Source organism: Collinsella sp. CLA-ER-H9 (assembly GCF_040092295.1).
Classification (GTDB): domain Bacteria; phylum Actinomycetota; class Coriobacteriia; order Coriobacteriales; family Coriobacteriaceae; genus Collinsella.
The window spans coordinates 87,099-112,300 of the sequence record NZ_JBBNLV010000006.1 but is presented as its reverse complement, the minus strand read 5'-3'; the positions used below and the strand labels follow the sequence as shown (position 1 = coordinate 112,300).

Below are 25,202 nucleotides of genomic sequence, written 5' to 3'. Positions count from 1 at the left end.
GATTTACTCACCTTTTGCCCTGTGCGTCTTATATACCTGTAATTCCCATTGCTTTCTTTCCACTTTTGCAACCGAGTCGAGGATAAGCCCCGTTGTCAGGCTTAGCCCGCATAGGAACATAAACGAGGCGGCGAGCATTGCGGTGGGGAAGCGAGGGACTAATCCGGTCTGGAAGTACTCTGCGACGATTGGTATACCGAGAGCGAGCCCTATGATGGCAAAGATGATCGCGATAAGACAGAAGAACTTGAGGGGACGATAATCCTTAAAGAGGGTCCCAATCATTGCGATGACCTTGATGCCGTCGCTGACCGTGTTGAGTTTGGATTCAGAGCCGGCAGGTCGATCTCGATACTCCACCGGCACGTCTTGAATGCGCCAACGGTGGTCGACGGCATGGATGGAGAGCTCGGTTTCGATCTGGAAGCCCTCACTCAAAACGGGGAAGGTCTTGACGAAGGGTTTGCTCATGGCTCGGTAGCCGGTCATCACGTCGTCAAAGCTGTAGCCGTAAATCCACTTGATCATGGCGCGAACAAGGTTGTTGCCAAAGCCGTGAAAGGCTCGTTTATTCTCTTCGGCATAGGTGCCGTTTGACAGGCGATCGCCAACGGTCATATCTGCTTCGCCGTTAAGGATGGGATTGCAGAGTGACTTGGCCGCTTCGGCGGGGTAGGTATCGTCGCCGTCGACCATCAAGTAGCATTCGGCATCGACATCACGGAACATTTGGCGGCACACGTTGCCTTTGCCCTGCCTGGGCTCGTGGCGCACCGTAGCCCCGTGCTGCTTAGCGATATGCGAAGTGTCATCGGAAGAGTTGTTGTCGTAGACATAGACAACTGCGCCGGGCAGCTCTCGATGAAAATCGTCGACAACTTTGCCAATCGTCAGTGCTTCGTTGTAACAGGGGATTATGACGGCGGTATTCGAATAGTCCATGTAGGACCTCCTTTAATGACTCATCTGGTCGAAAGTATACCTATCGCCTGCCCCTTTGATTAGATATGGGTTAGTTTTCCAGATTTGTTGCGGTGGGTTATCGTTAACGTGGGAGGGCTATACTTTCCAATGTTATGTTTTACGAGACAAGGAGATGGTCCGTGGCTGACAATGTAGAGAGTCAGAAAGCGGTGGCTAAACCGGCCTCTCACGCTAAAAATGATTTTGAAAAGGACAAGTTCATTCTTAAGCAGCTTGTCACCAAAGATTTTAAAATTAAATATCGTCGCAGTGTTTTGGGCGTGGCATGGTCTGTGCTTAACCCACTGCTGATGATGGTTGTTATGTCGATTGTCTTTTCGACGATTTTTGGTCAGAGCCGCAATGGATCAATTACGCCTGAAATGTATCCGTTGTATCTGATTGTCGGTAACATTACGTTCTCCGTCATGTCCGAGTCGACGAACCAGGCGCTCATGTCCATCATTTGGGCGTCTTCTCTGCTTAAGAAGGTTAAGGTCCATCGCTGGGTGTTTCCGGTGCAGAAGGTGCTGTTTTCTCTTGTCAACTTTTCCTTCTCTTTGGTTGCTGTGGCTTTGGTTATGGTTTGGTTCCGTGTTGTCCCTACCTGGCATTTAATTCTGCTGCCAGTTTGCTTGCTGTTGCTCATGTGCTTCTGCATGGGCTTGGGCATGATGCTGTCGGCGCTGGCGGTCTTTTTCCGGGATGTTATGCATCTGTGGACTGTTGTTATCACGGCCTGGATGTATCTGACGCCTATTTTCTGGACGACCGATTACATTAGCCAAATGGCACATTGGATCCAGGTGCTTGTGGTTGTGAATCCCATGTACAACTACCTTCAGTTTATGCGTGATATCTTCCTGTTTAATACCGTGCCTTCTGCGCTTACCTTTGGGCTGTGTGTTGTTTGGGCTGTTATTGCTCTTGCTATTGGCTATACCGTGTTCCATAAGACCGAGCACAAGTTTATTCTCTACATCTAAGGAGTGCTGTTCATGACTGAATCTGCTATTGATTACAGCAAGCAGCCCCTTGCTGTTGAGGTCAAAGACGTCACCATGATCTTTAATATGGCGTCTGAGTCGCTTACAAACCTCAAGGAGTACTTTATTAAGCTCGCAAAGCACGAGCTGTTCTTTGAAGAATTCCGTGCGCTTAAGCACATTTCGTTTGATGTGCATCGCGGCGAGGTCGTTGGTCTTGTTGGTACTAACGGTTCCGGTAAGTCTACGATGCTCAAGATCATCGCTGGCGTTTTGGAGCCCAGCGAAGGCGAGGTTAAGGTCCACGGCAATATTGCACCGCTGATTGAGCTTGGCGCCGGTTTCGATCCCGAGCTTACCGCTCGAGAGAATATTTACCTTAACGGTGCGCTGCTTGGATACACCAAGGAGTTTATCGACGCTAGTTTTGACGAGATCATTGAGTTCGCTGAGCTTAAAGACTTCGTCGACATGCCCCTGAAGAATTTCTCCTCGGGTATGGTTGCGCGTATTGCCTTTGCTATTGCTACGATTACCGAGCCGGATATTTTGATCGTTGATGAGACGCTTTCTGTTGGTGATGTCTTTTTCCAGCAGAAGTGCGAGCGCCGTATTCAGCATTTTATTGAGAGCGGTGACGTCACGGTCTTGTTCGTTTCTCATTCCATGGAGCAGGTTGAGCGCATTTGCCAGCGTGCTGTTTGGATCGAGAAGGGCGACCTGCGTATGGATGGTCCCGTGGATGAGGTCTGCAAGGCGTACCACGACCAGTTCAAGTAGGCTATAATTTATTAGCCGTGCGAACTTGCACTCGCTTGGATGCCCGGCTTTATGCTCCATTAGCTCAGTTGGATAGAGCAGGGGACTTCTAATCCCAAGGTCGACGGTTCGAATCCGCCATGGAGCACCATATGAGTTTTAGAGACCCGGTTTAATGCCGGGTCTTTGCTTTTTGGGCACGTGGGCGTGCAGCGCTCCCTCAACAATAAGTCCGATGCAGCGATGCTGCATCGGACTTTCTACATCCCTGAATGGCTATCAGTCTTTGGCTGTTGGGCTCTTACGCCTCCGTGGGCTCCACGCCAAGCTCGTTGCGGACGAGCTCGAAGGCCGCGGCGATGGCCTTGTCCATGTCGTAGTACTTGTAGCCGCCCAGGCGACCGGCAAAGATCACGTCGCCCTCCTGCGCCGCCAGCTCCTCGTACTGCTTGTACAGGGCCTCGTTCTTGGCGTCGTTGATGGGGTAGTAGGGCTCGTCGCCGGGCTTCCAGTCGGCCGGGTACTCGCGCGTGATGACGGTTTTGTCCTGCGTGCCGAACTCAAAGTGTTTGTGCTCGATGATGCGGGTGTAGGGGATCTCGCGCTCGGTGTAGTTGACCACGGCCACGCCCTGGTGGTCCTGCTCGTCGAGCGTCTCGGTCTCAAAGCGCAGGCTGCGGTACTCGAGCGTGCCCAGTTTAAAGTCGTAGAACGCGTCGATGGGGCCGCAGTAGATCGTCTTGGTGGCGATATCGGGCTCGGCGGCGATCAGTTCCTTGTACTCCACGCCGCAGCGTACCTCGATGCCCTCGAGCATGTTGGCGACCATCTTGGTGTAGCCGCCCATGGGGATGCCCTGGTAGCGGTCGTTGAAGTAGTTGTTGTCGTAGGTAAAGCGGCAGGGGAGGCGCTTGATGATGCTCGCGGGCAGGTCCTTGCAATCACGGCCCCACTGCTTCTCGGTGTAGCCCTTCACGAGCGTCTCGAAGATGTCGCGGCCGACGAGCGACAGCGCCTGCTCCTCGAGGTTCTGCGGCTCGCCGATGTTCTCGGCGGCCACCTGCTCGGCGATCTTCGCCTTGGCGTCTGCCGGCGTGACGACGCCCGGCCACATCTTGGCGAAGGTGTTCATGTTGAAGGGCATGTTGTACATGTTGCCGTGGAAGTTGGCGACCGGCGAGTTGACGTAGTTGTTGAACTCGGCGAAGCGGTTGACGTAGCCCCAGACGTCCTTCATGGAGGTGTGGAAGATGTGCGCGCCGTAGCGGTGGACTTGGATGCCCTCGACGTCCTCGGTGTAGACGTTGCCGGCGATGTGGTCGCGGCGGTCGATGACCAGGACCGACTTGCCGGCGCGCTTGGCGGCATTGGCGAAGACGGCGCCCGAAAGGCCGGCACCGACGACGAGGTAATCGTACTGGGACATGGATATGCTCCTTTGTATGTCGATTGGACAGTTACTTTAGTTTAGGGACAAACATATCTGATGTCTTTGTCCCAGGGATTAGTGTAGCAGATGCTCTTTCAACAGCTCTAGCGCATGTACGTAGCCCTTCAGGCCCTCGCCGGTGATGGTGGCAAAGCAGGCCAGGCGGGCGTAGCTTACCTGGCGGAAGTCCTCTCGCTTCTCGACGGCGCTGATGTGGACCTCGACGGCGGGGATGGCGACGGCTTTGAGGGCGTCGAGGATCGCCACGCTGGTGTGCGTGTAGGCAGCCGGGTTGATGACGATGCCGTCGACCTTGCCGTAGGCCTCCTGAATCTTGTCGACGATGCTGCCCTCGTGGTTGGACTGGAAGACCTCGACCTCGTCAAAACCCTGTGCAGCGCCTGCCTCCTGGCAGATCTGGACCAGGCGGTCGTAGTTGTCGCTGCCGTAGATGCCCGGCTCGCGAATGCCGAGCATGTTGAGGTTGGGACCGTTGATGACGAGTGCTTTCATGGTTGCTTCCTTTGCGGTTGGTCGGGCGGTGAGGCGGAATGAAAAACCACCACAAAGGTGCCTGTCCCCTTTGTGGTGGTTTTTGTTAGAGAGCGGGTGGGAGGGTGTCGAGGACGGCGCGGGCGGTGTTGGCGGCGCAGTCGCGCGAGTCGATGGTGTGGTCGGCCCAGGCGCGGTAGCGCGGCATGCGCTGCTCGGCGAGCTTTTCGATGCCATCGCGGGCAGTGATGGGGCGTCCCTTATGAGCGAGTTCGTCGAGCTTGCGGTTAAGCATCACGATTCGGCTGTTCTGGTGCAGCAGCGGATAGTTCTCATCGCGCGTGACCACGCCGCCGCCGGTGGAGAGCACCAGGCCACTGCGCTTGGAGATGTCGGCTAGCGCCGCCGTCTCCTGCTCGCGGAAGGCCGCCTCGCCGCGCTCGACGATAAAGTCGGCGCAGGGCATGCCCAGGCGCTCCTCGAGGGCGCGATCGAGGTCGATGTGCTCGCGGTCCGTGAGCTGGGCGATCTGCTCGCCCACGCGGGTCTTGCCCGAACCTGGCATGCCAATCAGGGCGATGTTCTGCTCGCGGTGAGACAGGCGCTCCGTTACGTCCAGGATGCGCTCGCGCGGGGTGGCTTTGCCGGTGTAGCGCTCAACAGCCTGTGCTGCTTGTGCCACAAGCATGAGCAGGCCGCCGATGCAGGGGATGCCGCGGCGCTCGGCCTCGAGCATCAGACCCGTGCGGGCGGGGTTGTAGACAATGTCGATGACGCCCTCGAGCGCATCGAGGCCTTCGAGCGTGCAGGGAGCGTCGGGGCAGTGGGGGAACATGCCGGCAGGCGTGCAGTTGACGAGCAGCGCGGCATCGGATTGCTGCGCGATGTTGTCGTAATTGACCTCGCTCGTGCGACCCACGGGTACGACGATGGCGCCCAGATCGCCGAGCACCATACTGGCCGTAGTGCCCGCGCCACCGGTGGCGCCGAGCACAAGGACCTTCTTGTCGGCAACTTCAACGCCCAGCTCCTCGACCAGACACTGAAAACCAAAGTAGTCGGTGTTGTCGCCGCGCAGGCGGCCATCGGGCAGGCGCGTGATGGTGTTGACGTTGCCCATGCGCTCGGCCAGCGGGCTCAGCTCGTCCAGGTATTCCATGACGGCACGCTTGTAGGGGATGGTCACGTTGGTGCCTTCCCATTCATCGCCCGTCATAAAAGCCTCGAGATCCTCGGGCTCGCGCTCAAAACGCACGTACTCGAGCCCAGCGAGCTCTTTGTAGATGGTCGGGGTGTAGCTGTGGCCCAGCACGCGGCCCAGCACGCCGTAGGGGCGGGTCGCGACGGTATCGGTCATCTAGAGCACCTCCGTATAGCTGCCAAAGTAGGTGAAGCTCTCGCACACGTCGTCGATTGAGTCGAGCAAGTCGTCGAGGGCCTTGCTGCCAAAGGGGCAGTCCAGGTCAAAGTAGAACATAAACTCAAAGTCGTGCCCGGGGATGGGGCGGCTCTCGAGCTTGATGAGGTTGATGTTGAGGGCGTAGAAGCGCTCGAGTACGCGATAAAGCGCGCCCGGCTCATTGGCCGTGGTGATCATGAGCGAGGTACGGTTGGCACCGGGATAGACGCGCGGTTCGCGACTGATGACGACGAAGCGCGTGTAGTTGTTGTCCGAGTCCTGGATGTTGGGCTCCAGCACCTCGAGGCCATACAGCTCGGCACAGCTGCGCGAGGCGATGGCGGCGACATCGGTGCGCTCGGAGTTGGCGACCATCTCGGCCGACATAGCGGTGTTGGGGTACTTGGTGGCATGCAGTCCGTGGCCCTCGATAAAGCCGGCGCACTGGGCAATGGCTTGGCCGTGGCTGTAGACCTCGCGCACGTCGGCGAGCTTGGTGCCGGGTTTGACGAGTAAGTTGTGATCGATCTTGAGGCGCAGCGAGCGCACGATATGGAAGTCGAACTGCGCGAGCAGGTCGTAGACGGCGTTGACCGATCCGGCAGTTGAGTTTTCGATGGGCAACACGCCAAACTCGCAGAAGCCGTCGCGTATGGCGCGCATAACGCCCTCGAAGGTCTCAAAGAAGGCGATATCGGGCACGTCGAAGAGCTTGCACGCGGCGATCTGGCTGTAGGCGCCCTCAACGCCCTGGCAGGCAACGGTAGCCGTCTGGGGGAAGGGCGTGTCAAAGGCTGCGGCCGTGGCACGGGCTTTTTGCGACACCGTTATGCCCTTGAGCTCGTTGATGTAGCGCTGCTGCTCGGCCTTGCTCATGCTCATGAGGAGGCGGAACAGGGTGATGGTCTGGGCCTCGTAGCGCTCGGGTGCGCGGCTGGCGAGGTTATTGAGTTTGGAGCGCTCGCGGGCGGGGTCAAAGACGGCCTTGCCCATCTCGATCTTTGATTTGGCGACCTCGGTGGCAATATCCATGCGCTCGACAAAGCTGTTGAGTAGGGTGGTGTCGATGCCATCGATGGCCTGGCGAATATCGGCAAGGTCCATGGAGGCCCCTTTCACGTGTTGGTGATTTTTCTGGGACGGGCGTGGGGGCCGGAGTTGGCCCCCCGGAGATTTTTAGAGCTGGGCGGCGTCCTCGAGGAGGGCGTCCCAGATGGCGAGGGCGGCGGTTGCTTCGGCTACGGGGACGGCGCGCGGGACGATGCAGGGATCGTGGCGGCCGTGGACCGAGAGCTCGGCATTTTCCATGGCGTCCATGTCCACGGTCTGTTGCTCGCGACCGATGGAGGGCGTCGGCTTTACGGCCATCCGCCACATGACGGGTGCGCCCGTGGAAATGCCGCCCAGGATTCCGCCGGCGTTATTGGACTCGACCTCAATCTCGCCGGTCTCGGCATCAACGCGATACGGATCGTTGTTCTCGCTGCCGCGCATGGCGGCCACGGCAAAGCCCATGCCAAACTCCACACCCTTTACGGCGGGAATGCCAAACGCGATCTGCGCTATGCGGTTCTCGATACCGTCGAACATGGGGTCGCCGATGCCCGCGGGAAGCCCGTAGATGCCGCACTCCACGATGCCGCCGATACTGTCGAGCTCGTCGCGCGCGGCTAGGATCTCCTCGCGCATGCGGTCGGCTGCGGCGGCGTCAATGCAGGGCAGATCGTTCGTGAGAATCGCCTTGCGGTCGGCCTCGCGGTAGACCATGTCGTCCATGGGCAGGTCGGAAATGCCGCCGATCTGCGCGACGTGCGCCATGACCTTGATGCCGCGGGCCTCGAGTGCCTGCAGCGCAATGTCGCCGGCGATGCACAAGGGAGCCGTCAGGCGTCCGGAGAAATGCCCACCGCCGGCGACGTCGTGCATGTTGTGGTACTTCACGCGCGCCGGAAAGTCTGCGTGCCCGGGGCGGGGTTTGCAGCGCAGCTCGGAATAGTCCTTGGAGCGTGTGTTGGTGTTCTCAATGATCGCGGCGATGGGTGCGCCGGTAGTGTGTCCATCGACCACACCGGCAATGATATGCGCGGCGTCGGCCTCACGGCGCTTGGTCGCGGTCTCGTCGCGGCCGGGGGCGCGACGGTCCAAAAAGGACTGCAGCTGCTCCTGGTCAACGGCGATACCGGCGGGAATGCCATCGAGTGAGCAGCCGATAGCAGGGGAGTGCGACTGGCCAAAGATGCTCAGATGCAAGACGTTGCCAAAGGTCGAGGACATGCTATTCCTCCTCGAGCGTGACCTTGCCGCCCAGCAGGCGGTAGTGGTCAAAGAAATCAGGATAGGACTTGTTGACGGCCTCGGCGCCGTGGATCACGACTTCGCCAGTGGCACGGCTCGCGGCGATGGCGGCCATCATGGCGATGCGGTGGTCGTTGTGCGAATCGACCTCGCCGCCGGTAAAGGCGTCGACACCCTTGATGATGAGGTCGTCGCCGGCAATGCGCACCTGTGCGCCCAGTGCGGTGAGCTCGCGGGTGGTGGTGGCCAGACGGTCGGATTCCTTGATGCGCAGGCGGGCGCAGTCGCGGATGAACGTGCGGCCTTGCGCCAGCGATGCCACGGCAGAGATAACGGGCACCAAGTCGGGGATGTCGTGCGCGCTCATCTCAAAGCCGGCGAGCTTGTCGGACTGCACGGTGGCGGCGTTGGTGGAGCGCACGATGCGGGCGCCAAAGCGCGAGAGCGCGGCAAGCACGTTGCGGTCGCCCTGCGCGGAGCTGAGCGACACGCCCTCGACGGTGATGGGGTCGGTACCGATGGCGCCGGCACACAGCCAAAAGGCGGCGTTGGACCAGTCGCCCTCGACAGCAACGTTGCCTGGAGTGCGGTACGAGCCGCTGTCCACGCGGAAGTTCGTGATCTCGGGCTGGCCGTCCTTGGCGGGGATACGCTCGACGTTGACCTCGACGCCGAAGGCCTTCATGGCCTGGATGGTCAGGTTGATATAGGGGCGGCTCTCGATAAGGCCGGTTACCTGCACGCAGGAGGGCTGGGCCAAAAGCGGGGCTGCCAGCAGCAAGCCGGAGATGTACTGCGAGCTCACATTGCCCGGCAGGATAAAGGTGCCCGGGCGCATGCGGCCGCTTGTCTTGAGCGGGAAGCCGCCCAGACCCTGCAGGTCGCAGCCGGCGGCAATGATCTCGTCGGAGAGCGGGGAGAGGGGGCGTGCGCCCAGGCGGCCCTGGCCCACAAAGGTGGCCTCTGCCCCCAGCGCGCAGGCGACGGGCAGCATAAAGCGGAGCGTGGAGCCGCTCTCGCCGCAGTCGAGCGTGCCGCCCGCAAGTGCCTTGAGCAGGCCAAACTCAATACTCTTCATGGTGGGATGGACTTGGAACCCGTCCTCGACGGTCTCGATGCGGGCACCCAGGGCCGTGAGGCAGCGCACCGTGGCCTCGATATCGGCGCAGGTGGTGTTGCAAGTGACGTGCGTCTCGCCGTTGGCGAGTGCGGCACAGATGATGAGGCGGTGCGCCATCGACTTGGACGCGATGGCGGGAACGGTGCCCTTGAGCGGGGAGGGGGTGATGCGGGCTAGCATACGGATGCGTCTCCCTTCTGGCCGAGGCCCTCGGCAATTAAATCATGGAAGGTGGAAAGCGGCGTGCGGTCGATGCTGCAGCGGCCAATACCGTGCGGAATCACCAGATCGATGGTGTCACCGGCGCGTTTTTTGTCGTGCAGCGCCTCGGCAAAGATGGCGTCGGCCGAAAGCTCACAGCGGGTCTTGAGGCCATGACGGGCGCAGAGCTCCTCGATGCGACCGGGCAGCTCGGCATCGCAAATGCCGTGCAGGGCTGCGGCACGCGTGATGATGCCCATGCCGATCGACACGCAGTTGCCGTGTCCCAGCTCAAAGTGCTCGCAGGCCTCGACGGCATGTCCGGCGCTGTGTCCAAAGTTGAGGAGCTTGCGCTGGTTGGTCTCGCGTTCGTCGGCAACGACCACGGCGCGCTTAATGTCGATATTGCGGGCGATTATGAGCGCCACGCGGGCCACGTCGCGGTTCAGCAGCTCAAGCGTGAGCGGGGTCTTCTCCAGCTCGGCGAAGAGCTCGGGGTCGGCGATCACGGCGTGCTTGACGACTTCGCCGCAGCCGTCGGCGAACTGCTCGGGCGTGAGGGTGGCAAGGCATCCCACGTCGGCGATAACCACGCTCGGCTGCCAAAAGGCTCCGGCGAGATTTTTGCCGGCAGCCAGGTCGATGGCCGTCTTGCCGCCCACCGACGAGTCCACCATAGCGAGCAGACTCGTGGGGATCTGCACAAACTTGCAGCCGCGCATGTAGGTGGCGGCCACAAAGCCGGCCACGTCGCCCACGACGCCGCCGCCGAGCGCCACGATCACGTCGGAGCGCGAAAGCTCGTGCTCGGCTACAAACTCAAGAATGGCAACGTAGGTCTCGGCGCGCTTGTGTACCTCGCCGGCCTCGAAGGTGCAAATGCTTACCTCATAGCCTGACGCCTCCAGGCTCTGCTTAACGGGCATCTGGTAGAGCGGGCCCACGTTGGTGTCCGTAACGATGACGGCGCGGGTGCCTCCGGCGGTGGCGCGAACGAGTGGCCCTGCCTGCTCCAGCAAAAACGTGCCCACGTGTACCTGGTAGGGGCGTGCGGTGTCGATATCGATGGTAATCGCCATAAGCTATGGTCCTTTCGACCTGGCGTGATAGGTGGTCTAGTGGGCGCTCTCGTCGTCGAGTGCGCGCTTGATGCGATCGCCCTCGGCAAGGAGATTCTCAAGATAACGCTGGTCGCGGTTCTTGAGCGCACGGCTGTAGGCGCCGAGCGAATCGATCAGATGGTCGATCTCGAAGGCGAGAGCGTCGGCGTCGTCAATCATGAGCTCGGACCACATCTGCGGGTTGAGGTGTGCCACGCGCGTGAGGTCGCGGTAGCTACCGGCTGAAAAGCCGTGGTGGACCTGGGCGGTGGGGCTCTTTACGTAGGCGTTGGACACCACGTGTGCGAGCTGGCTCGTAAATGCGATCACGCGGTCGTGCTCGGCGGCGGTGGTCACGCTGAACTTGCCAAACCCCAAGGGACGCACCATCTCGCGCACCTGGCCCAAGAGCTCCAGCTTAAGGGCATCGTCTACCGCAGGCGGAACGAGCACGAGCGGTGCGCCCTGGAACAAGTCGGCGCGGGAGTGCGCGTAGCCCGAGAACTGGGTGCCCGCCATGGGGTGTGCGCCCACAAAGTAAAAGCCGTGCTCTTGTGCGAGCTCAAAGGCACGCTCGCACACAATGCCCTTGACGCCCACGGTGTCGATTACCACGGGGCCCATGATGGCTTCGGTGTCGGTGGCGTCGGCGAGCGCCTGGGCGTGGGCCTCGAGCCACTCGATGCATGCCTCGGGATAGCAGGCAAGGACGATGATGTCGCACTTGCCGAGCGTCTCGTCGTTGAGCTCGCCGGCGACGGTACCCATGCTGGCGGCCGTCATCACGTCATCGTCGGGGTCCCAGGCAAGCACGCGAACGCCCGCCTGCGCATAGCCGCGGGCAAAGCTGCCGCCGATGAGGCCCAGGCCCACGATGCCGGCGCACTTGGGTCCACCCTGGTTGACGCGTGCGTTTCTCACCGTACCCATGGGTTACTCCTGAACGGTCTCTTGGCAGACGACCTCGCGGATGGCGCGGATGCGGCGCATGGTGTCGTCGAACTGGTCGGGGGTGAGGGCCTGAGCACCGTCGGACCAAGCGTGGCTCGGGTCGTCGTGGACCTCGATCTCCAGACCGTTGGCGCCGCAGGCAGTCGCGGCGAGCGCCATGGGCTCGACATAGCGGGTGTAGCCGGTGGCGTGGCTGGGGTCGGCGACGACGGGCAGGTGCGATAGGTGGTGCAGCACCGGCACGGCGTTGAGGTCGAAGGTGTTGCGGGTGCGGGTCTCGAAGGTGCGAATGCCGCGCTCGCACAGGATGACGTTGTCGTTGCCCTCGCTCATGATGTACTCGGCAGCCATGAGCAACTCGTCGACGGTGCCGGACATGCCGCGCTTGAGCAGGACCGGGGTCTTGGTCTTGCCGACCTCCTTGAGCAGGGGGAAGTTCTGCGCGTTGCGGGCGCCGATCTGCATGACGTCGATCTTCTTATCCAAGAAGACCTGCACGTCGCGCGGGTCCATGATCTCGGTGACGATCGGCATGTCGAGCTCGGCGGATGCCTCGCATAGCAGGTCCAGGCCGGCGGGACCCATGCCCTGGTAGGCGTAAGGGGAGGTGCGGGGCTTGTAGGCGCCACCGCGCAGCATCGTGGCGCCGGCGGCCTTTACGCGGCGTGCGATGCGAATGAGGTTTTCGCCCTCGACGGAGCAGGGTCCGGCGATGACCTGGAACTGGTCGCCGCCGATCTTGACGCCGTGGCCGCAGTCGATGACGGAGTCCTCAGGGTGGAACTTGCGGTTGGCACGCTTAAAGGGCTCGGAGACGCGCTGCACGCGCTCGACGACATCCATGGACTCGAGCAAGAACGGGTCGATCTTGGTCGTATCGCCCACCAGGCCGATGATGGTCTCGTTCTCGCCGCGCGAGACGTCGGTCTTGAGACCCTTCTTCTCAATCCAGCTGACGATATGGCCGACGGCCTCGTCGCTGGCGCTCTGCTTTAAAATCGCAATCATGGTGTGCCTCTCACCTCGATGGATAGCTCTTGCAAAAACGGCCCGCATCGCGAGCCGTTATATATGTGCATGAGAGTTTATACTAATTGTTTCACTTTTGCGTTCTAAGGTGAGCCTCTGCGCCGTGTCTCCCACGTAATTGCAAAGCTTTTTCTATTCTTTTGTTAGCCCGTGGCGCACTTGGGTATAATGCCAACCGTTCGCCCTATTAGCTCAGGGGATTAGAGCGTCTGCCTCCGGAGCAGAAGGCCGTTGGTTCGAATCCAACATGGGGCACCCTCGAACGTAAGACCGTCCGAACCTCGCATGGTCCGGGCGGTTTTCTTATACCGACGCGACGTGATGGGACAAGGTATGGCAGCAACGGATATCGAGCTCGGACTCTCGACCGCCGAGGTCGAGGAGCGCATCGCCGCCGGTAAGATCAACCGCAACATGGAACTCAAGACCAAGTCGGTCCGCGAGCTCATCATCGAGAACCTCTGCACGCTGTTTAACTTGATCAACGTGGTTTTGGCGATTTTGGTGTTGCTGACCGGTTCGTTTAAGAACCTGACGTTCCTGTTCGTGGTGTTCTTGAACACGGCAATTGGCGTCATCCAGTCCATGCGCTCCAAGCGGATGGTCGATAAGCTTACGCTGCTCACCTCTAAGAAGGCCATCGCGGTGCGCGACGGCGCCGAGGTAGAGCTCGACCTGGACCAGATCGTGCTCGACGATATCATTCGCCTGGGGCGCGGCGACCAGATTCCCGCCGACGCCGTGGTGGTGTCGGGTGAGGCACTCGTGAACGAGAGCCTGCTGACGGGCGAGAGCGATCTCATCAAAAAGCAGCCCGGCTCCGAGCTCATGAGCGGCAGCTTTATCGACTCGGGCCTGCTGCGCGCCCGCGTGATCCATGTTGGCGCCGACAACTACGTGGCCAAGATCAACAACGAGGCCAAGTACGTCAAAAAGGTCAATTCCGAGATCATGAATGCGCTCAACGCCATCGTGCGCTTTGCGAGCCTCATTATGATTCCGCTCGGCCTGGCGCTCTTTGCCTCGAGTGTGAGCGAGCTGTGGGATGCCGCCGGTACGCCGGGCGATAGCGCGCTTTCGTGGTGTTTTTCCGAGCTGCTTGCCGGTCGCGTGCCTTCGTCGGCGCTGCTGTCTACGGTGGGCGCTCTTTTGGGCATGATTCCGCAGGGCCTGGTGCTGCTGACTTCGTCGGTGCTTGCCATCGCCACGGTGCGTCTGGCGCGCCGCAAGGTACTCGCGCAGCAGCTCTACTGTATCGAGACGCTCGCGCGCGTCGACGTGCTGTGCCTGGACAAGACGGGCACCATTACCTCGGGCCGTATGGAGGTCGAGGGTACCTACCCGCTGCCTGTTGAGGGCGTTGGCTTTGGCGCGGACTCGGACGAGGCAGCTGTCCCCGTCGAGACCACGGTCCTGGATTTTGCGCTCGCCAACGTGGCGCGTGCCACCTCGGCAGACGCCAACGAGACCTGTCAGGCGCTGCTCAACTATTACGCTGACCGCCCGGTCGAGGTTTCCGAGCCGCTGTCTGTCATTCCGTTCTCGTCGTCCAAAAAGTGGAGCGGTGCGTCGTTTTCGCAGGGCTCCTATGTGATGGGCGCGGCGCAATTTGTGCTTTCGGAGCGCGCCTTTGCGCAGGTCGAGAACCGTGTGGCCGAGCTCGCCGATACCTGCCGCGTGCTTGTGGTGGCCCGTGTGGATGGCTTTACGCCCGACGGCGATATGTTGGGCGAGGCAGAGCCTGTGGGCTTTGTGACCATTCGCGATGAGATCCGCTCCTCGGCCGCCGAGACCATCGGCTACTTTAACGAGCAGGGCGTGACCCTCAACGTGATCAGCGGCGACGACCCACGCACGGTGTCGTCGATTGCGCGCGTGGTGGGCGTTCCGGGGGCCGATGCCTACGTCGACGCCACGACGCTCGATACGCCGTCCAAGATTGATGCGGCGGTTGACCGCTATCACGTCTTTGGTCGCGTGACCCCGCAACAGAAGCGCGAACTCGTGCAGGCGCTCAAGCGTCGCGACCATACCGTTGCCATGACGGGCGACGGCGTCAACGACGTGCTGGCGCTCAAGGAAGCCGACTGTTCCGTGGCCATGGCCGCCGGTTCCGATGCCGCGCGCAACGTGGCCGAAATCGTGCTGGTCGACAACGATTTTGCCTCGATGCCCGCCGTGGTGGCCGAGGGCCGTCGCTCCATCAACAACCTGCAGCGCTCTGCGGCGCTGTTTCTGACCAAGACGCTGTTCTCGATGGGCTTGGCGGCACTGTGTATCGCGTTTCCGCCGTATCCCTTCGAGCCGATCCAGATGACGCTCATCAATTTCTTCTGCATCGGCGCGCCGGGCTTTGTGCTGGGTTTGGAGCCCAACAACGCCCGCGTGAAGGGGTCATTCTTGACCAACGTGCTCAAGCGTGCGCTGCCGGCGTCGCTGGCGGTTATTATGGCTGCGGCGCTCGATATCTTTGTGGCGCGCGTGTTTGGCTTTAACCAGCTCACGCTTTCGACCATGTGCCTGCTTACGTCGTGTGCGGCGAGCGTGAGCCTGATCTGGCGCATCTCACAGCCGCTCACTCCCTTGCGCGTGGTGCTCTTTGTATTTGTCGTCGTCGGCATCTTGGCGGGTGTTATCGGATTCCCGGAGCTGCTGTCCATCGCTAATCTTTCGACGGGCGAGGCCGTTATCTTGCTGGCGATCGTCGTCTTTACCTGCACGGTGTTCTTTAAGCTCGCCACGATGATGGATTCGCTTAAGCCGCGCCGTCGCCATGCTGCCACTGGCTTTGGCCGTGGCGTTCGCGTCCGTCTGGGTCGCGGTGGCGGCAAGGTGAGCTCGACGGGCTCGACGGCCCAGCGTTTTGCCAAGCGCGTCGCCGCCGATATGGCGCAGCGCCGTGAGGAGCGCACCGCTCGCGAGGCCGAGGTTCGCGCGCTCGAGGGTGTGGAAAAGGCCCAGCCCAAGAAAAAGAAAGGTGCGGGCACCAAACGTTCGCAGGTGACCAAGTCCGCCCAGGGCATTAAGGTCTCGATGCCGAGCAAAAAGAAAAAGCCTGCAAAGAAGGCCTAGCCCCAGTTGCCCCGGGGATGATTTTTCTGGGACGGGATTAAAAAATCATTAGGTACACAATGATTTTTTAATCCCCGTCCCAGAAAAATCATCCCCCCAAAAAGACTACCCTGGCGATGTTGAATTGGTGCCTTGCCCCTGTGGGGGCGTGGCGATGCTATGCTCTAACTTCGACTGTATGAATTGCTCCGAAAAGAGGAAGCCGTGATCTGCCCGCATTGCCTTAAGACCATAGAGGACGGCGCCTCGTTCTGCCCCTATTGCAACGCATACGTTGGTCCGGGCGACGGTCCCGAGCATACCGAGTTCGTATTCTGCGATGGTTGTGGCGCACGCCTGTCCCCGCATGATCGCACCTGTCCCAAGTGCGGGCGCCCCGCCCCGGGCATCCTTTCCAAAGACGCGGCTGCATCCGATCTGGCAGCAGGCCGCACGGCCGGCTTTCCGCGCTTGACGCAGGAGCAGATCGATACCGAGGTGCCCCATGCGCCGGCCTCTGCCGCCGCGGTGCTCTCGGATGCCGCCGACCCCAACGAGACCTGCGTGCTGCCTGCCTTCGATAAGGACTTTGGCATCCCCAAGGTCGATATCCCCACACCGGTGTCCCTGCGCGATGATGTCCAGCCCAAAAAGCAAAAGGCCAAGCGCAAGGTCCATCCCGACGAGGATGCCTATCACAAGCACAAGCGCCATATCCCCAAACCGCTTATCGTCATCGCGGTGCTCGCCGCCGTGTGCGGTGGTGCGTATTGGTTTGTGACTGCCGATCCTATGGGCGTCATGCCCGGCTTCTACGACCAGTTTGGCCAGGCCGCCAAGACCACCTTCCCGTCGCGCCAAAAGGGCGAGGCCACCGAGAAAGAGTCCAAGCAAGAGGATGCGTCCGAGGTCGTTCAGGAGGAGACCGTCTTAACCGACGACCAACTCTACGCCAGGCTCGACGGCCTGTACCAGACCATCGTGTCGTACAGCGACGATGATCAGATCGGCGAGGTCATCGATTCGTTTAATAACGGCTATCTGCGTACGCCGCTCTCCACCCGCCAGGAGCTGTCGCAGAGCGCTTATGCCCTGCGCGATCAGATTAAAAAGACCCAGGATGAGCTCAATAACCTCAAGGTTCAGGACGACACCGTCTACGCGGAGGACATCGATCATCTAAAGCAGCTTGCCCAGTGGATGTACGAGCGCGTTGACGTGATCTGCCAGAGCTGGGACATCTCGCTATCCATTCCCGACGGTGAGTCGCTGAGCGCTCGCAAGAGCGAGATCTTGGCGCCCATCGCGCAGGGCGGCAGCAGTGCGCTCAGCCAGTACGATGCCAACGTGGGCGCTTGGAAGCCGCAGCAGCGCTCGTAATTTGTTGCCCTCCGGCGGCATAACCTGCGTGCGCAATTGATGGAAGCCCGTGCTTATTGCTACAATTTGACCAAATATGCTTTAAACGCACGAGGAAGGAACCACATGTTTGGTTTTAAGAAAGAGCTCTACACGCCCGAGTATCAGCTTGTCGGCGATGAGTGTGCGGTGATCGAGACGTCGAAGGGCACCATCAAGGTCAAGTTTGACGGCGAGGGCGCCCCCATCCACGTGGCGAACTTCTGTGAGCTTTCCACGATGGGTTTTTACGACGGCCTTAAGTTCCATCGCTATGTGCCCGGTTTTGTGATCCAGGGCGGCGACCCCAATACCCGCGATATGTCCGGCGCCGATGTCGCCGCCGGTCTTGAGGGCCCCGACGGCATGCCCGGTACCGGCGGCCCCGGCTACTGCATCAAGGGCGAGTTCGCTACCAACCCGCGTAACAGCCACGTCGACGGCGCGCTTGCCATGGCACGTTCCATGGATCCCGATTCCGCGGGTTCGCAGTTCTACTTCTGCCTGGGCGCTCAGCATAACCTCGACTCCGGCTACACCGTCTTTGGCACCACGGTCGAGGGCCTCGACGTCATCTCGCAGCTGCGTGCCGGCGACGAGATCGTTCACGTCGAGATCGTTCACGAGTAAAGGGGACTTCCTTGAATAGCCAGCTGATCCAACAGGGCCGCGCCGCTTATCGCGCGGGTGATTATTCCGCTGCCGCCCAGATGCTCGGTGCGGCAAAGACCCCCAGCGAGATTATGGGCGAGGCCGACCATCTGCGCGGCAACGCCTTGATGCACCTGGGCATGTATGCCGAGGCCGCCGAGGCCTACGCCGCCGCCCTCAACGACGGTACCTATGGCAAGCGCGGCGCGCTGCTTACCAACCGCGGCAAGGCGCTTGCTGCCGTGGGTGACTATGTGACCGCAGCCCAGGCTTTCTCCGCTGCAACGCAGGATGCATCCTATGCCACGCCGTTTAAGGCCTATCTGGGCCTGGGCAACGCCCTGTTCCAGTCGGGCGATTATGCCAACGCCGGTACTGCCTTCCGTCAGGCCGCCATCGATGGTGCCAACCCGGCTCCCGCCGCCGCCCTTGGCGATCTTGGCCGCTGCTTCATTAAGCTCGGCCGTCCGGCAGACGCCGTAGAGACCTACCGCACGGCCATCGACTTTGCCGGTCCGCGCGATGACACGCGTGCGCTTAACGCCGGCATGGGCCAGGCGCTCTCTGCCGCCGGTCGTCCCTCTGACGCGCTCGATGCCTTTAACGCCGCCACCGCCGACGGTATCTACCAGCTCACGCCCGAGCAGGCCGACGAGCTTGCCCGCGTGCACGATTCCCTCGCTGCTCTTTCGGCCCAGACGGCCATGGCCACGGCGCCGGCTCCCGCGATGGATGCTCCCGCCGTCGACCCGCTCGACCCCACGGGTGCTACCGGTCAATTTATGCCCGACCCCTCGGACACCGGCTTCTTCACCCTGTCCGAGTCCGAGATGGTTCAGCAGGACCGCAAGGAGGCGAAGGTCCGTCGTCGCCATCGCCACACGGGCCTCAAGGTCTTCTTGGTGCTGCTTCTGCTGATCGTCATTGCCGCAGGCGGTCTTGGCTTTGCCTACACGCGCGGCCTGGGCTTCCCCTCGCAGGAGTCTGTTGTCACCGACCTGTTCCAGGCCGCAGGTGACGGCGATACCGCCAAGGCCGAGTCCTGTCTTGCCTCCAGCCTGTCCGAGGACGCCAAGTCGATGATCATTTCCTCGATTCCGCAGGGCGCCACCGTCTCCATTGAGGGCATGGACCAGTCTATGACCGAGACCACCGCCAAGGTCAAGGCGTCGCTGTCCAAGGGCGGCGAGCAGGAGTACACCGTCAAGTTCGTGCGCTCCGACAACCATATCGGTTGGGCCGTCTCCTCGCTCGACATCGATCTCTCGGCTGCTGACAACCAGTAGTGACCTTATGAGATTTGACGCTGCCCGGTGCTTCACCGCAAGTGAAGTGCCGGGCTTGCGCTAGTATGATGGGCTAGTAGTTTTCCAGCAATCATCCAACACATCAGGAGTTGCGTTGTTTTCTTTGATGGATATGTTCTTCGGTAGCTATGCGGGCGATCTTGCCATCGACCTCGGCACCGCCAACACGCTTGTCTCCGTGCGCGGCAAGGGCATCGTCATTCGCGAGCCCTCCGTTGTCGCCATCGACAAGAACGATGAGCGCATCCTGGCTGTCGGTATCGAGGCAAAGCGCATGCTCGGCCGTACGCCCGGTAACATTGTGGCTGTGCGTCCCCTTAAGGACGGCGTTATCGCCGACTTCGACGTTACTGAGGCCATGCTTCGATATTTTATCGACAAGGCGTCCGAGAAGCGCTATCCGTGGACGCCGCGTCCGCGCGTCGTCGTCTGCGTCCCCTCCGGCGTCACGTCGGTCGAGAAGCGCGCTGTTTTTGAGGCTACGATTCAGGCCGGTGCCCGCCAGGCATACCTGATCGAGGAGCCCATGGCTGCTGCCATCGGCGCCGACTTGCCTGTCGAGGAGCCCACCGGCTCCATGGTCATCGATATCGGTGGCGGTACCACCGAGGTCGCCGTTATCGCCATGGGCGGTATCGTCGTGTCGCAGTCCATCCGCATTGCCGGTGACGAGTTTGATCAGGCCATCCTTACCCACGTTCGTGATGCCTATAACCTGGCTATCGGCGAGCGCACGGCCGAGGACATCAAGATCAAGGTCGGTTCTGCCGTGCCGCTCAAGGACGAGCTCGACGTCGAGGTCAACGGCCGCGACGTGATCACGGGCCTGCCCAAGACCGTGCGCATCGAGAGCGAGGAGATTCGTCGCGCGCTCAATAAGCCGCTCGACGAGATGGCCAAGGCCGTCAAGGACGCCCTCGACGCCACGCCGCCCGATCTTGCCTCGGATCTTATGTACTACGGCATCCTGTTGACCGGCGGCGGTGCGCTGCTGCGCGGCCTCGACGTGCGTCTGCGCGACGAGACCGGCGTTTCGGTCAACGTCAGCCCTACGGCGCTCGACAACGTCGTCAACGGCTGCGCCCGCGTGCTCGAGGCCAACGCGTTTGACGGTGGCTTCGTCCAGACCAATGCTTAATTTCCAAAAGGTGGATTCCATTTGGCACGATCTTCGGGTTTCTCTTCAAATCTGAATACCAAGCGACAATCAACGGGTATGCGCCCGTTGATTGTTTTCAGCGTAATTTCGGTGCTGCTGCTTACGTTTTACATTCGCGAGGGCGAGGCGGGACCGATTCATGCCGTGCGTTCTGGCGTGACGACGATTACCTCGCCGGTGCGTTTTGTGGGCTCGGCTGTGGCCGCGCCCTTTAACGCAATCGGAAACGTGTTCTCAAACCTTACGGCTTCGCAAGACACCCTCGACGAGCTTAAGAAGCAAAACGAGGTCCTGACGTCAAAGGTTGCCGAGCTCTCCGAGGCTCAAAAGACCGCCGAGCGACTCGAGAGCCTGGTCGGTCTTCAGTCGACCTACAACCTCAAGTCCACCGCGGCTCGCATTGTCGGCGCGTCGGGCGATGCCTGGACCTCGACCGTTACCATCGACAAAGGCTCTGCCGACGGTCTTACCATCAACATGCCCGTGACGAGTTCTGCCGGTGTCATCGGTCAGATTATCGAGGTTTCGGCCAAGACCTCCACCGTCCGCCTGATTAGTGATGAGAACTCGGGCGTGTCCGCCATGGTGCAGGATACGCGTGCTCAGGGCATGCTGCAGGGGCAGCCCGACGGTACCCTGCGCCTGGAGCACGTGAGTGTCGACTCCGACGTGAAGGTGGGCGATATCATCGTGACCTCGGGCATCGGCGGCGTATTCCCCAAGGGCCTGCCGCTCGGTACGGTCTCGTCGGTGGAGAAGTCTGCCAACGATGTGTACTACACCATCGTCGTGCGCGCTCAGACAACGGCCGAAAACAACGAGGAAGTGCTGGTCATTACGTCGCTGACCGATGAGCAGTCGGCTTCGGACGAGGATGTGAGCAGCGCCAACAGTACGCCGCAGGGCACCTCGCGCGATGCGGCCACCAAGTCCAAAGATGAAAGCTCGGATGAAAACTCCGATGCGTCCGACACGACTGACTCGGGCTCGAGCGAATAGGGAGGCATGTCCATGGATCTACACGAACAGGGGACTGGCTCCCGCACTTTTGCGATTGCCGCCATTGTCTGCGTCCTGCTGCAGGCGGGCTTGGCGCCGCAGATCTCCATCGCGGGCGGTCGCGTCAACTTTATGATTATCCTGGTGTGCCTGAGTGTGTTTTCGGGCGATCCCACGCGGGCCGTCATCTGCGGTTTTTGCAGTGGCCTGTTCTACGACCTGTCGGCAGCCGTGCCGGTGGGCGTGATGTCGCTGTTGCTGACAGTGGGCAGCTTTGCCCTGACACACAGTGCCGCCGGTCAGACGGGCGGCACCCCGAGCGCTCGCGGCATCACGGTGGGCGCCTTTGCGCTTGCCATTAACGTGATCTACAGCATTATCTTGCTGTTTATGGGACTGGAATCGAGTTTTGTCGTGGCGATCTTTGGACACGCCCTGCCGTCCTCGATTCTGACCGGTCTGGTCGCCGTTCCGTTTTTGATGTCCGGCGTCGCGCCGCAGTCTGGCTATGGGTTCTCCGCGCGCGGTGGGCGTCAGACGGGTATGCGCTTTAAGCCCAAGACCCGTAAGCTCAAATAGGGGAGGTCTGTAGATGTCTTCCCAGTTGACGGTTGTTGTCGCTGGCATCGTCCTGGTCGTGGCCATTGTGGTCGCGCTGGTCATCATGCGACGCGGCGACTCCCGCTTTACCTACGACACGCAGCACGGAACGGCCCCGCGCGCCACCGAGGGCGAGGGCAATACGGCCGCTACGGCCTTCAAGGGCCGCTTTTCCATCCTCACCGCGGGCGTGGGTGCGATGTTTGCCGCGCTTGCCGTTAAGCTGTGGGGCATGCAGATGGTCTCGTCGGACTACTACGACAAGCAGGCCAAGAGCAATCAGACCCGTACCGTTACCACGCCTGCCGTGCGTGGCCGCATCTTGGACCGCAACGGCGTCGCGCTGGTGCAAAACCGCCCCTCGCTCGCCGTCGTCGCCTATCGCGACCTTGCCGACGACAAGGTACTGGTGCGTCATCTTGCCAACGTGCTCGGCATGCCGTATATCGCGGTGCTGCGCAACATCCAGGACAATTCCGAAGGCGCGCAGAGCCTGCATACGATTGCGACTGACGTGCGCCGCTCTACTGTCGCCTACATTCAGGAGCACGCCGGTGAGTTTCCCGGCGTGAAGATCGCCGAGCGCACCGAGCGCCAATACCCGTATGGCGAGACCGCCTGCCATATCTTGGGCTATACCGGCACCATTACCTCCGAGCAGCTCGAGGCGCAGAACAAGAAGTCGTCGGACGGCAGCGATAGCGCGGCTGGCCAGATCTCGTATCAATCGGGCGATATTGTGGGCCAGGCGGGCGTAGAGATTTACTACGAAAATCTGCTGCAGGGCATTCGTGGTGAGCAGACCGTGAAAGTTGACGCCTCGGGTAATGTGACCGGTCAAGCCGGCGCCGTTCCCGCCAAGGCCGGTTCTGACATTAAGCTTACGCTGGACCTTAAGATTCAACAGGCCTGCGAGACGGCTCTGGCGAATGCCATTGAGCTTGCCAAGACCACGGGTCATAGCGATGCCGGCAACGGCGCCGTGGTGTGCCTCGATCCCAACAATGGTGAGATTCTGGGTATGGCGAGCGAGCCCAAGTTTGATCCGTCGGTGTTCATCGGCGGCGTTTCCAACGACGTTTGGACCGAGCTCAACGACGACAAGGGTTCGCATCCGCTGCTCAACCGCGCCATTAGCGGCCAGTATATGTCGGCTTCGACCATCAAGCCGCTCTCGGCTCTGGCCGGTCTTGAGTTTGGAACCTATACCTCAGGCCAGACCACGAACTGCACGGGCTATTGGACGGGCCTGGGCAAGTCATGGGGTAAGTACTGCTGGCTGCATTCCGGTCACGGCACTATGACGCTGCAGTCCGGTATCGCCAACTCGTGCGACCCCGTGTTTTACGATATGGGTAAGGCGTTTTTCTACAACGACCAGCATCCCGAGGGTCTGCAAGAGGTCTTTCGCCGTTGGGGCCTGGGCAAGACCTGCGGCATCGATCTGCCAAGCGAGGGCACCGGTCGCATTCCTGACGCCAAGTGGAAAGAGTCCTACTTTACCGACGCCTCGGCCGAGGACCGCAAGTGGAATGCCGGCGATATGACTAACATCGCTATCGGCCAGGGCGACATTTTGGTGACGCCGCTGCAGATGGCGTGTGCCTACATGGGCCTTGCCAACGGCGGCAAACAGTATGTGCCGCATGTGTTCTTGTCTGCTGTCTCGCGTGATGGCGACGGCGATGCCTACAAGTACAACGGCAAGGGCAAAAAGAAGCGCCTGGAGGCCCATATCAATAGCGATGCCGACCTGGCGCTGGTCCGTAACGGCATGCACGATGTGATTTACTCGGCGTCGACTTCGACCGCCGCACACTTTAACTCCTTGACCCCCACGGTCTACGGCAAGTCCGGCACGGGCGAGAAGAGCGGCGAGGACGATTACGCGTGGTTTTGCGCCTACGCGCCGGCCGATGAGCCCAAGTACGTGATTGTCACTGTCTTGGAACAGGGCGGTGGTGGCTCCGATACCGCGCTGCACGTCGTGCGCGATGTCCTCGGTGCCATTTATGACGAGCCCGACACATCTTCTGCCACGGGCGATTCTTCGGTTCGATAGGAGGTTGCGATGGATTTTTCGCCGGCGGACCTGTTCCGCTCAACTAAGACCGGTTCCCGCAGCAGCCTGGACCGTGTCAACAAGCAGCTTTCGGCCTCGCGCGGCACGTTTCGCCAGAAGGTGCACATCGGCGTGCTGCTGGCAACCTTGGCACTCGTTGCCTATGGTGCCATCATCATTTGGTCGGCATCGCAGTTTAAGGCCGACGCCTCATTTTCGCGCCACCTGTTGGGCATCGGCATCGGTGCGGTGCTTGCGGTGCTCGTCTGGCGTACCGATCTGCGCGGCATCTCTAACTTCTCGACGGCGCTGCTCGTCATCGACCTCATTGTGATTTTCTCGCCCAAGATTCCGGGGCTGTCCTATACGGGCGGTCTGGGCATGACGGGCTGGATCAAGATTCCCGGTATCGGTCTTACCTTCCAGCCGGTCGAGCTCGCCAAGCTCATCACGATCTTCTTTATCGCCACGCTTGGTTCGCAGTACAACGGCCGCATCGATACCGCCCGCGACTACATTAAGCTCTGCGGCATGCTCTCCGTTCCGTTTTTGGCCGTCGTCGCCATGGGCGACCTGGGTTCGGGCCTGGTCGTGTTGGTGTCGGGTGCCGTTGTGATCTGCATGAGCGGTGCGCGCCGCGAATGGGTGCTGTCGACCTTGGCTCTGCTCGTGGGTTTGGTGGCGCTCATCCTGGCGCTCGATTCTGTGCTCGATTCTCTTTTGGGCCATGACGTTTTGATCAAGCAGTACCAGATGAACCGACTGACCGTCTTTATCGACCCCGATAATGCCGATTCGGACGATGCCTACAACTTGCAGCAATCGCTCATCGCGGTTGGATCGGGTGGCTTTTTCGGTAAAGGTCTGGGCCATGCGACGCAGTCTGCCGGTGGCTTTCTGCCCGAGTTCCACACCGACTTCGTCTTTGCCTTTTTGTCCGAGACCTTTGGCTTCTGCGGCTCCTTTTTGCTGCTGTGCCTGTACGTGCTGCTCATGTTCTCGACGATTCGCGTTGCCTTTAAGTGTGAGTCTCTGTTCCTACGCTTGTCATGCGTGGGTATCGTCGGCATGTGGGCATTCCAGACCTTCGAGAACATCGGCATGTGCATCGGCATGATGCCGATTACCGGTATTCCGCTGCCGTTCATTAGCTTCGGTTCGTCCTCGATGATGATCCAGTTGCTGACGGTAGGTATCGTACAATCCATATGGCGGCATCGTTCGGGCGCCGCGTAACCGCTGGAGGGGTTT

The 25,202-nt window shown here is 60.7% G+C and carries 21 protein-coding genes and 2 tRNA genes; 13 read left to right on the top strand and 10 right to left on the bottom strand.

The features are described from left to right. Positions 1-3 precede the first annotated feature (3 nt). On the bottom strand, positions 4-942 hold the full coding sequence (locus AAAX73_RS05580; RefSeq protein ID WP_349125298.1) for a glycosyltransferase family 2 protein: 939 nt from the start codon (positions 940-942) through the stop codon (positions 4-6). Between the two features lie 161 nt (positions 943-1,103). On the opposite strand from AAAX73_RS05580, the gene AAAX73_RS05575 reads away from it, so the two are divergent. The 3 genes from AAAX73_RS05575 (at position 1,104) to AAAX73_RS05565 (ending at position 2,859) form a co-directional block, all read left to right on the top strand. Continuing rightward, positions 1,104-1,949, top strand: a complete 846-nt coding sequence (locus AAAX73_RS05575; RefSeq protein WP_349125297.1) for an ABC transporter permease — start codon at positions 1,104-1,106, stop codon at positions 1,947-1,949. Between the two features lie 12 nt (positions 1,950-1,961). Beyond that, entirely contained in the window at positions 1,962-2,729 is a 768-nt protein-coding gene (locus AAAX73_RS05570) for an ABC transporter ATP-binding protein (RefSeq protein ID WP_117776189.1), read from the top strand. Between the two features lie 53 nt (positions 2,730-2,782). Further along, positions 2,783-2,859: transfer RNA gene (locus AAAX73_RS05565), tRNA-Arg, on the top strand. A gap of 150 nt (positions 2,860-3,009) precedes the next feature. Here AAAX73_RS05565 and glf read toward each other — a convergent pair. From glf to aroF, 9 genes are all read right to left on the bottom strand, one after another. After that, a complete protein-coding gene (gene glf, locus AAAX73_RS05560) occupies positions 3,010-4,134 on the bottom strand; it encodes a UDP-galactopyranose mutase (protein ID WP_349125296.1) in 1,125 nt (374 codons plus the stop codon). A 78-nt stretch (positions 4,135-4,212) separates the two neighbouring features. Continuing rightward, on the bottom strand, positions 4,213-4,650 hold the full coding sequence (gene aroQ, locus AAAX73_RS05555; RefSeq protein ID WP_349125295.1) for a type II 3-dehydroquinate dehydratase: 438 nt from the start codon (positions 4,648-4,650) through the stop codon (positions 4,213-4,215). A gap of 85 nt (positions 4,651-4,735) precedes the next feature. Next, on the bottom strand, positions 4,736-5,986 hold the full coding sequence (locus AAAX73_RS05550; RefSeq protein WP_118079768.1) for a shikimate kinase: 1,251 nt from the start codon (positions 5,984-5,986) through the stop codon (positions 4,736-4,738). Beyond that, the gene (gene pheA / locus AAAX73_RS05545) at positions 5,987-7,132 is read right to left on the bottom strand and encodes a prephenate dehydratase (RefSeq protein ID WP_349125294.1); all 1,146 of its coding nucleotides are present in this window, start codon (positions 7,130-7,132) and stop codon (positions 5,987-5,989) included. It lies immediately after the preceding gene. A 72-nt stretch (positions 7,133-7,204) separates the two neighbouring features. Then, complete coding sequence (aroC, locus tag AAAX73_RS05540) at positions 7,205-8,302, bottom strand: chorismate synthase (RefSeq protein ID WP_349125293.1); 1,098 nt, start codon at positions 8,300-8,302, stop codon at positions 7,205-7,207. 1 nt (position 8,303) lies between these two features. After that, complete coding sequence (gene aroA / locus AAAX73_RS05535; protein WP_349125292.1) at positions 8,304-9,623, bottom strand: 3-phosphoshikimate 1-carboxyvinyltransferase; 1,320 nt, start codon at positions 9,621-9,623, stop codon at positions 8,304-8,306. Then, entirely contained in the window at positions 9,617-10,723 is a 1,107-nt protein-coding gene (gene aroB, locus AAAX73_RS05530; RefSeq protein ID WP_349125291.1) for a 3-dehydroquinate synthase, read from the bottom strand. Before aroB ends, aroA begins: the two co-directional genes overlap by 7 nt. A gap of 36 nt (positions 10,724-10,759) precedes the next feature. Continuing rightward, the gene (locus tag AAAX73_RS05525; protein WP_349125290.1) at positions 10,760-11,674 is read right to left on the bottom strand and encodes a prephenate dehydrogenase/arogenate dehydrogenase family protein; all 915 of its coding nucleotides are present in this window, start codon (positions 11,672-11,674) and stop codon (positions 10,760-10,762) included. A gap of 3 nt (positions 11,675-11,677) precedes the next feature. Beyond that, on the bottom strand, positions 11,678-12,703 hold the full coding sequence (aroF, locus tag AAAX73_RS05520; protein ID WP_349125289.1) for a 3-deoxy-7-phosphoheptulonate synthase: 1,026 nt from the start codon (positions 12,701-12,703) through the stop codon (positions 11,678-11,680). Positions 12,704-12,905: 202 nt separating this feature from the next. Between aroF and AAAX73_RS05515 the strand changes: the two genes are divergently transcribed. The 10 genes from AAAX73_RS05515 to AAAX73_RS05470 all read left to right on the top strand — a co-directional run bounded on the left by AAAX73_RS05515 (position 12,906) and on the right by AAAX73_RS05470 (position 25,187). Then, positions 12,906-12,979 (top strand) — tRNA-Arg (locus AAAX73_RS05515). A gap of 78 nt (positions 12,980-13,057) precedes the next feature. Beyond that, on the top strand, positions 13,058-15,796 hold the full coding sequence (locus AAAX73_RS05510; RefSeq protein WP_118079782.1) for an HAD-IC family P-type ATPase: 2,739 nt from the start codon (positions 13,058-13,060) through the stop codon (positions 15,794-15,796). A 204-nt stretch (positions 15,797-16,000) separates the two neighbouring features. Then, positions 16,001-17,155, top strand: coding sequence for a zinc ribbon domain-containing protein (locus tag AAAX73_RS05505; RefSeq protein WP_349125288.1), 1,155 nt, complete (start codon positions 16,001-16,003; stop codon positions 17,153-17,155). Between the two features lie 105 nt (positions 17,156-17,260). Beyond that, positions 17,261-17,803 (top strand): peptidylprolyl isomerase, encoded by a 543-nt coding sequence (locus AAAX73_RS05500; protein ID WP_055249980.1) that lies wholly within the window; start codon positions 17,261-17,263, stop codon positions 17,801-17,803. Between the two features lie 11 nt (positions 17,804-17,814). Continuing rightward, the gene (locus tag AAAX73_RS05495; protein WP_349125287.1) at positions 17,815-19,110 is read left to right on the top strand and encodes a tetratricopeptide repeat protein; all 1,296 of its coding nucleotides are present in this window, start codon (positions 17,815-17,817) and stop codon (positions 19,108-19,110) included. Positions 19,111-19,237: 127 nt separating this feature from the next. Continuing rightward, positions 19,238-20,269 carry a rod shape-determining protein gene (locus AAAX73_RS05490; protein WP_006236061.1) on the top strand — a complete coding sequence of 344 codons (1,032 nt, stop codon included), beginning with the start codon at positions 19,238-19,240 and terminating at the stop codon, positions 20,267-20,269. Positions 20,270-20,347: 78 nt separating this feature from the next. Beyond that, positions 20,348-21,289: a rod shape-determining protein MreC gene (gene mreC, locus AAAX73_RS05485; RefSeq protein ID WP_349125317.1), complete on the top strand. Its 942-nt coding sequence runs from the start codon at positions 20,348-20,350 to the stop codon at positions 21,287-21,289. A 12-nt stretch (positions 21,290-21,301) separates the two neighbouring features. After that, a complete protein-coding gene (locus AAAX73_RS05480; protein WP_349125286.1) occupies positions 21,302-21,868 on the top strand; it encodes a hypothetical protein in 567 nt (188 codons plus the stop codon). A 13-nt stretch (positions 21,869-21,881) separates the two neighbouring features. Further along, complete coding sequence (mrdA, locus tag AAAX73_RS05475; RefSeq protein ID WP_349125285.1) at positions 21,882-23,951, top strand: penicillin-binding protein 2; 2,070 nt, start codon at positions 21,882-21,884, stop codon at positions 23,949-23,951. Positions 23,952-23,960: 9 nt separating this feature from the next. Beyond that, positions 23,961-25,187 (top strand): FtsW/RodA/SpoVE family cell cycle protein, encoded by a 1,227-nt coding sequence (locus tag AAAX73_RS05470; RefSeq protein WP_349125284.1) that lies wholly within the window; start codon positions 23,961-23,963, stop codon positions 25,185-25,187. Positions 25,188-25,202: the final 15 nt, after the last annotated feature.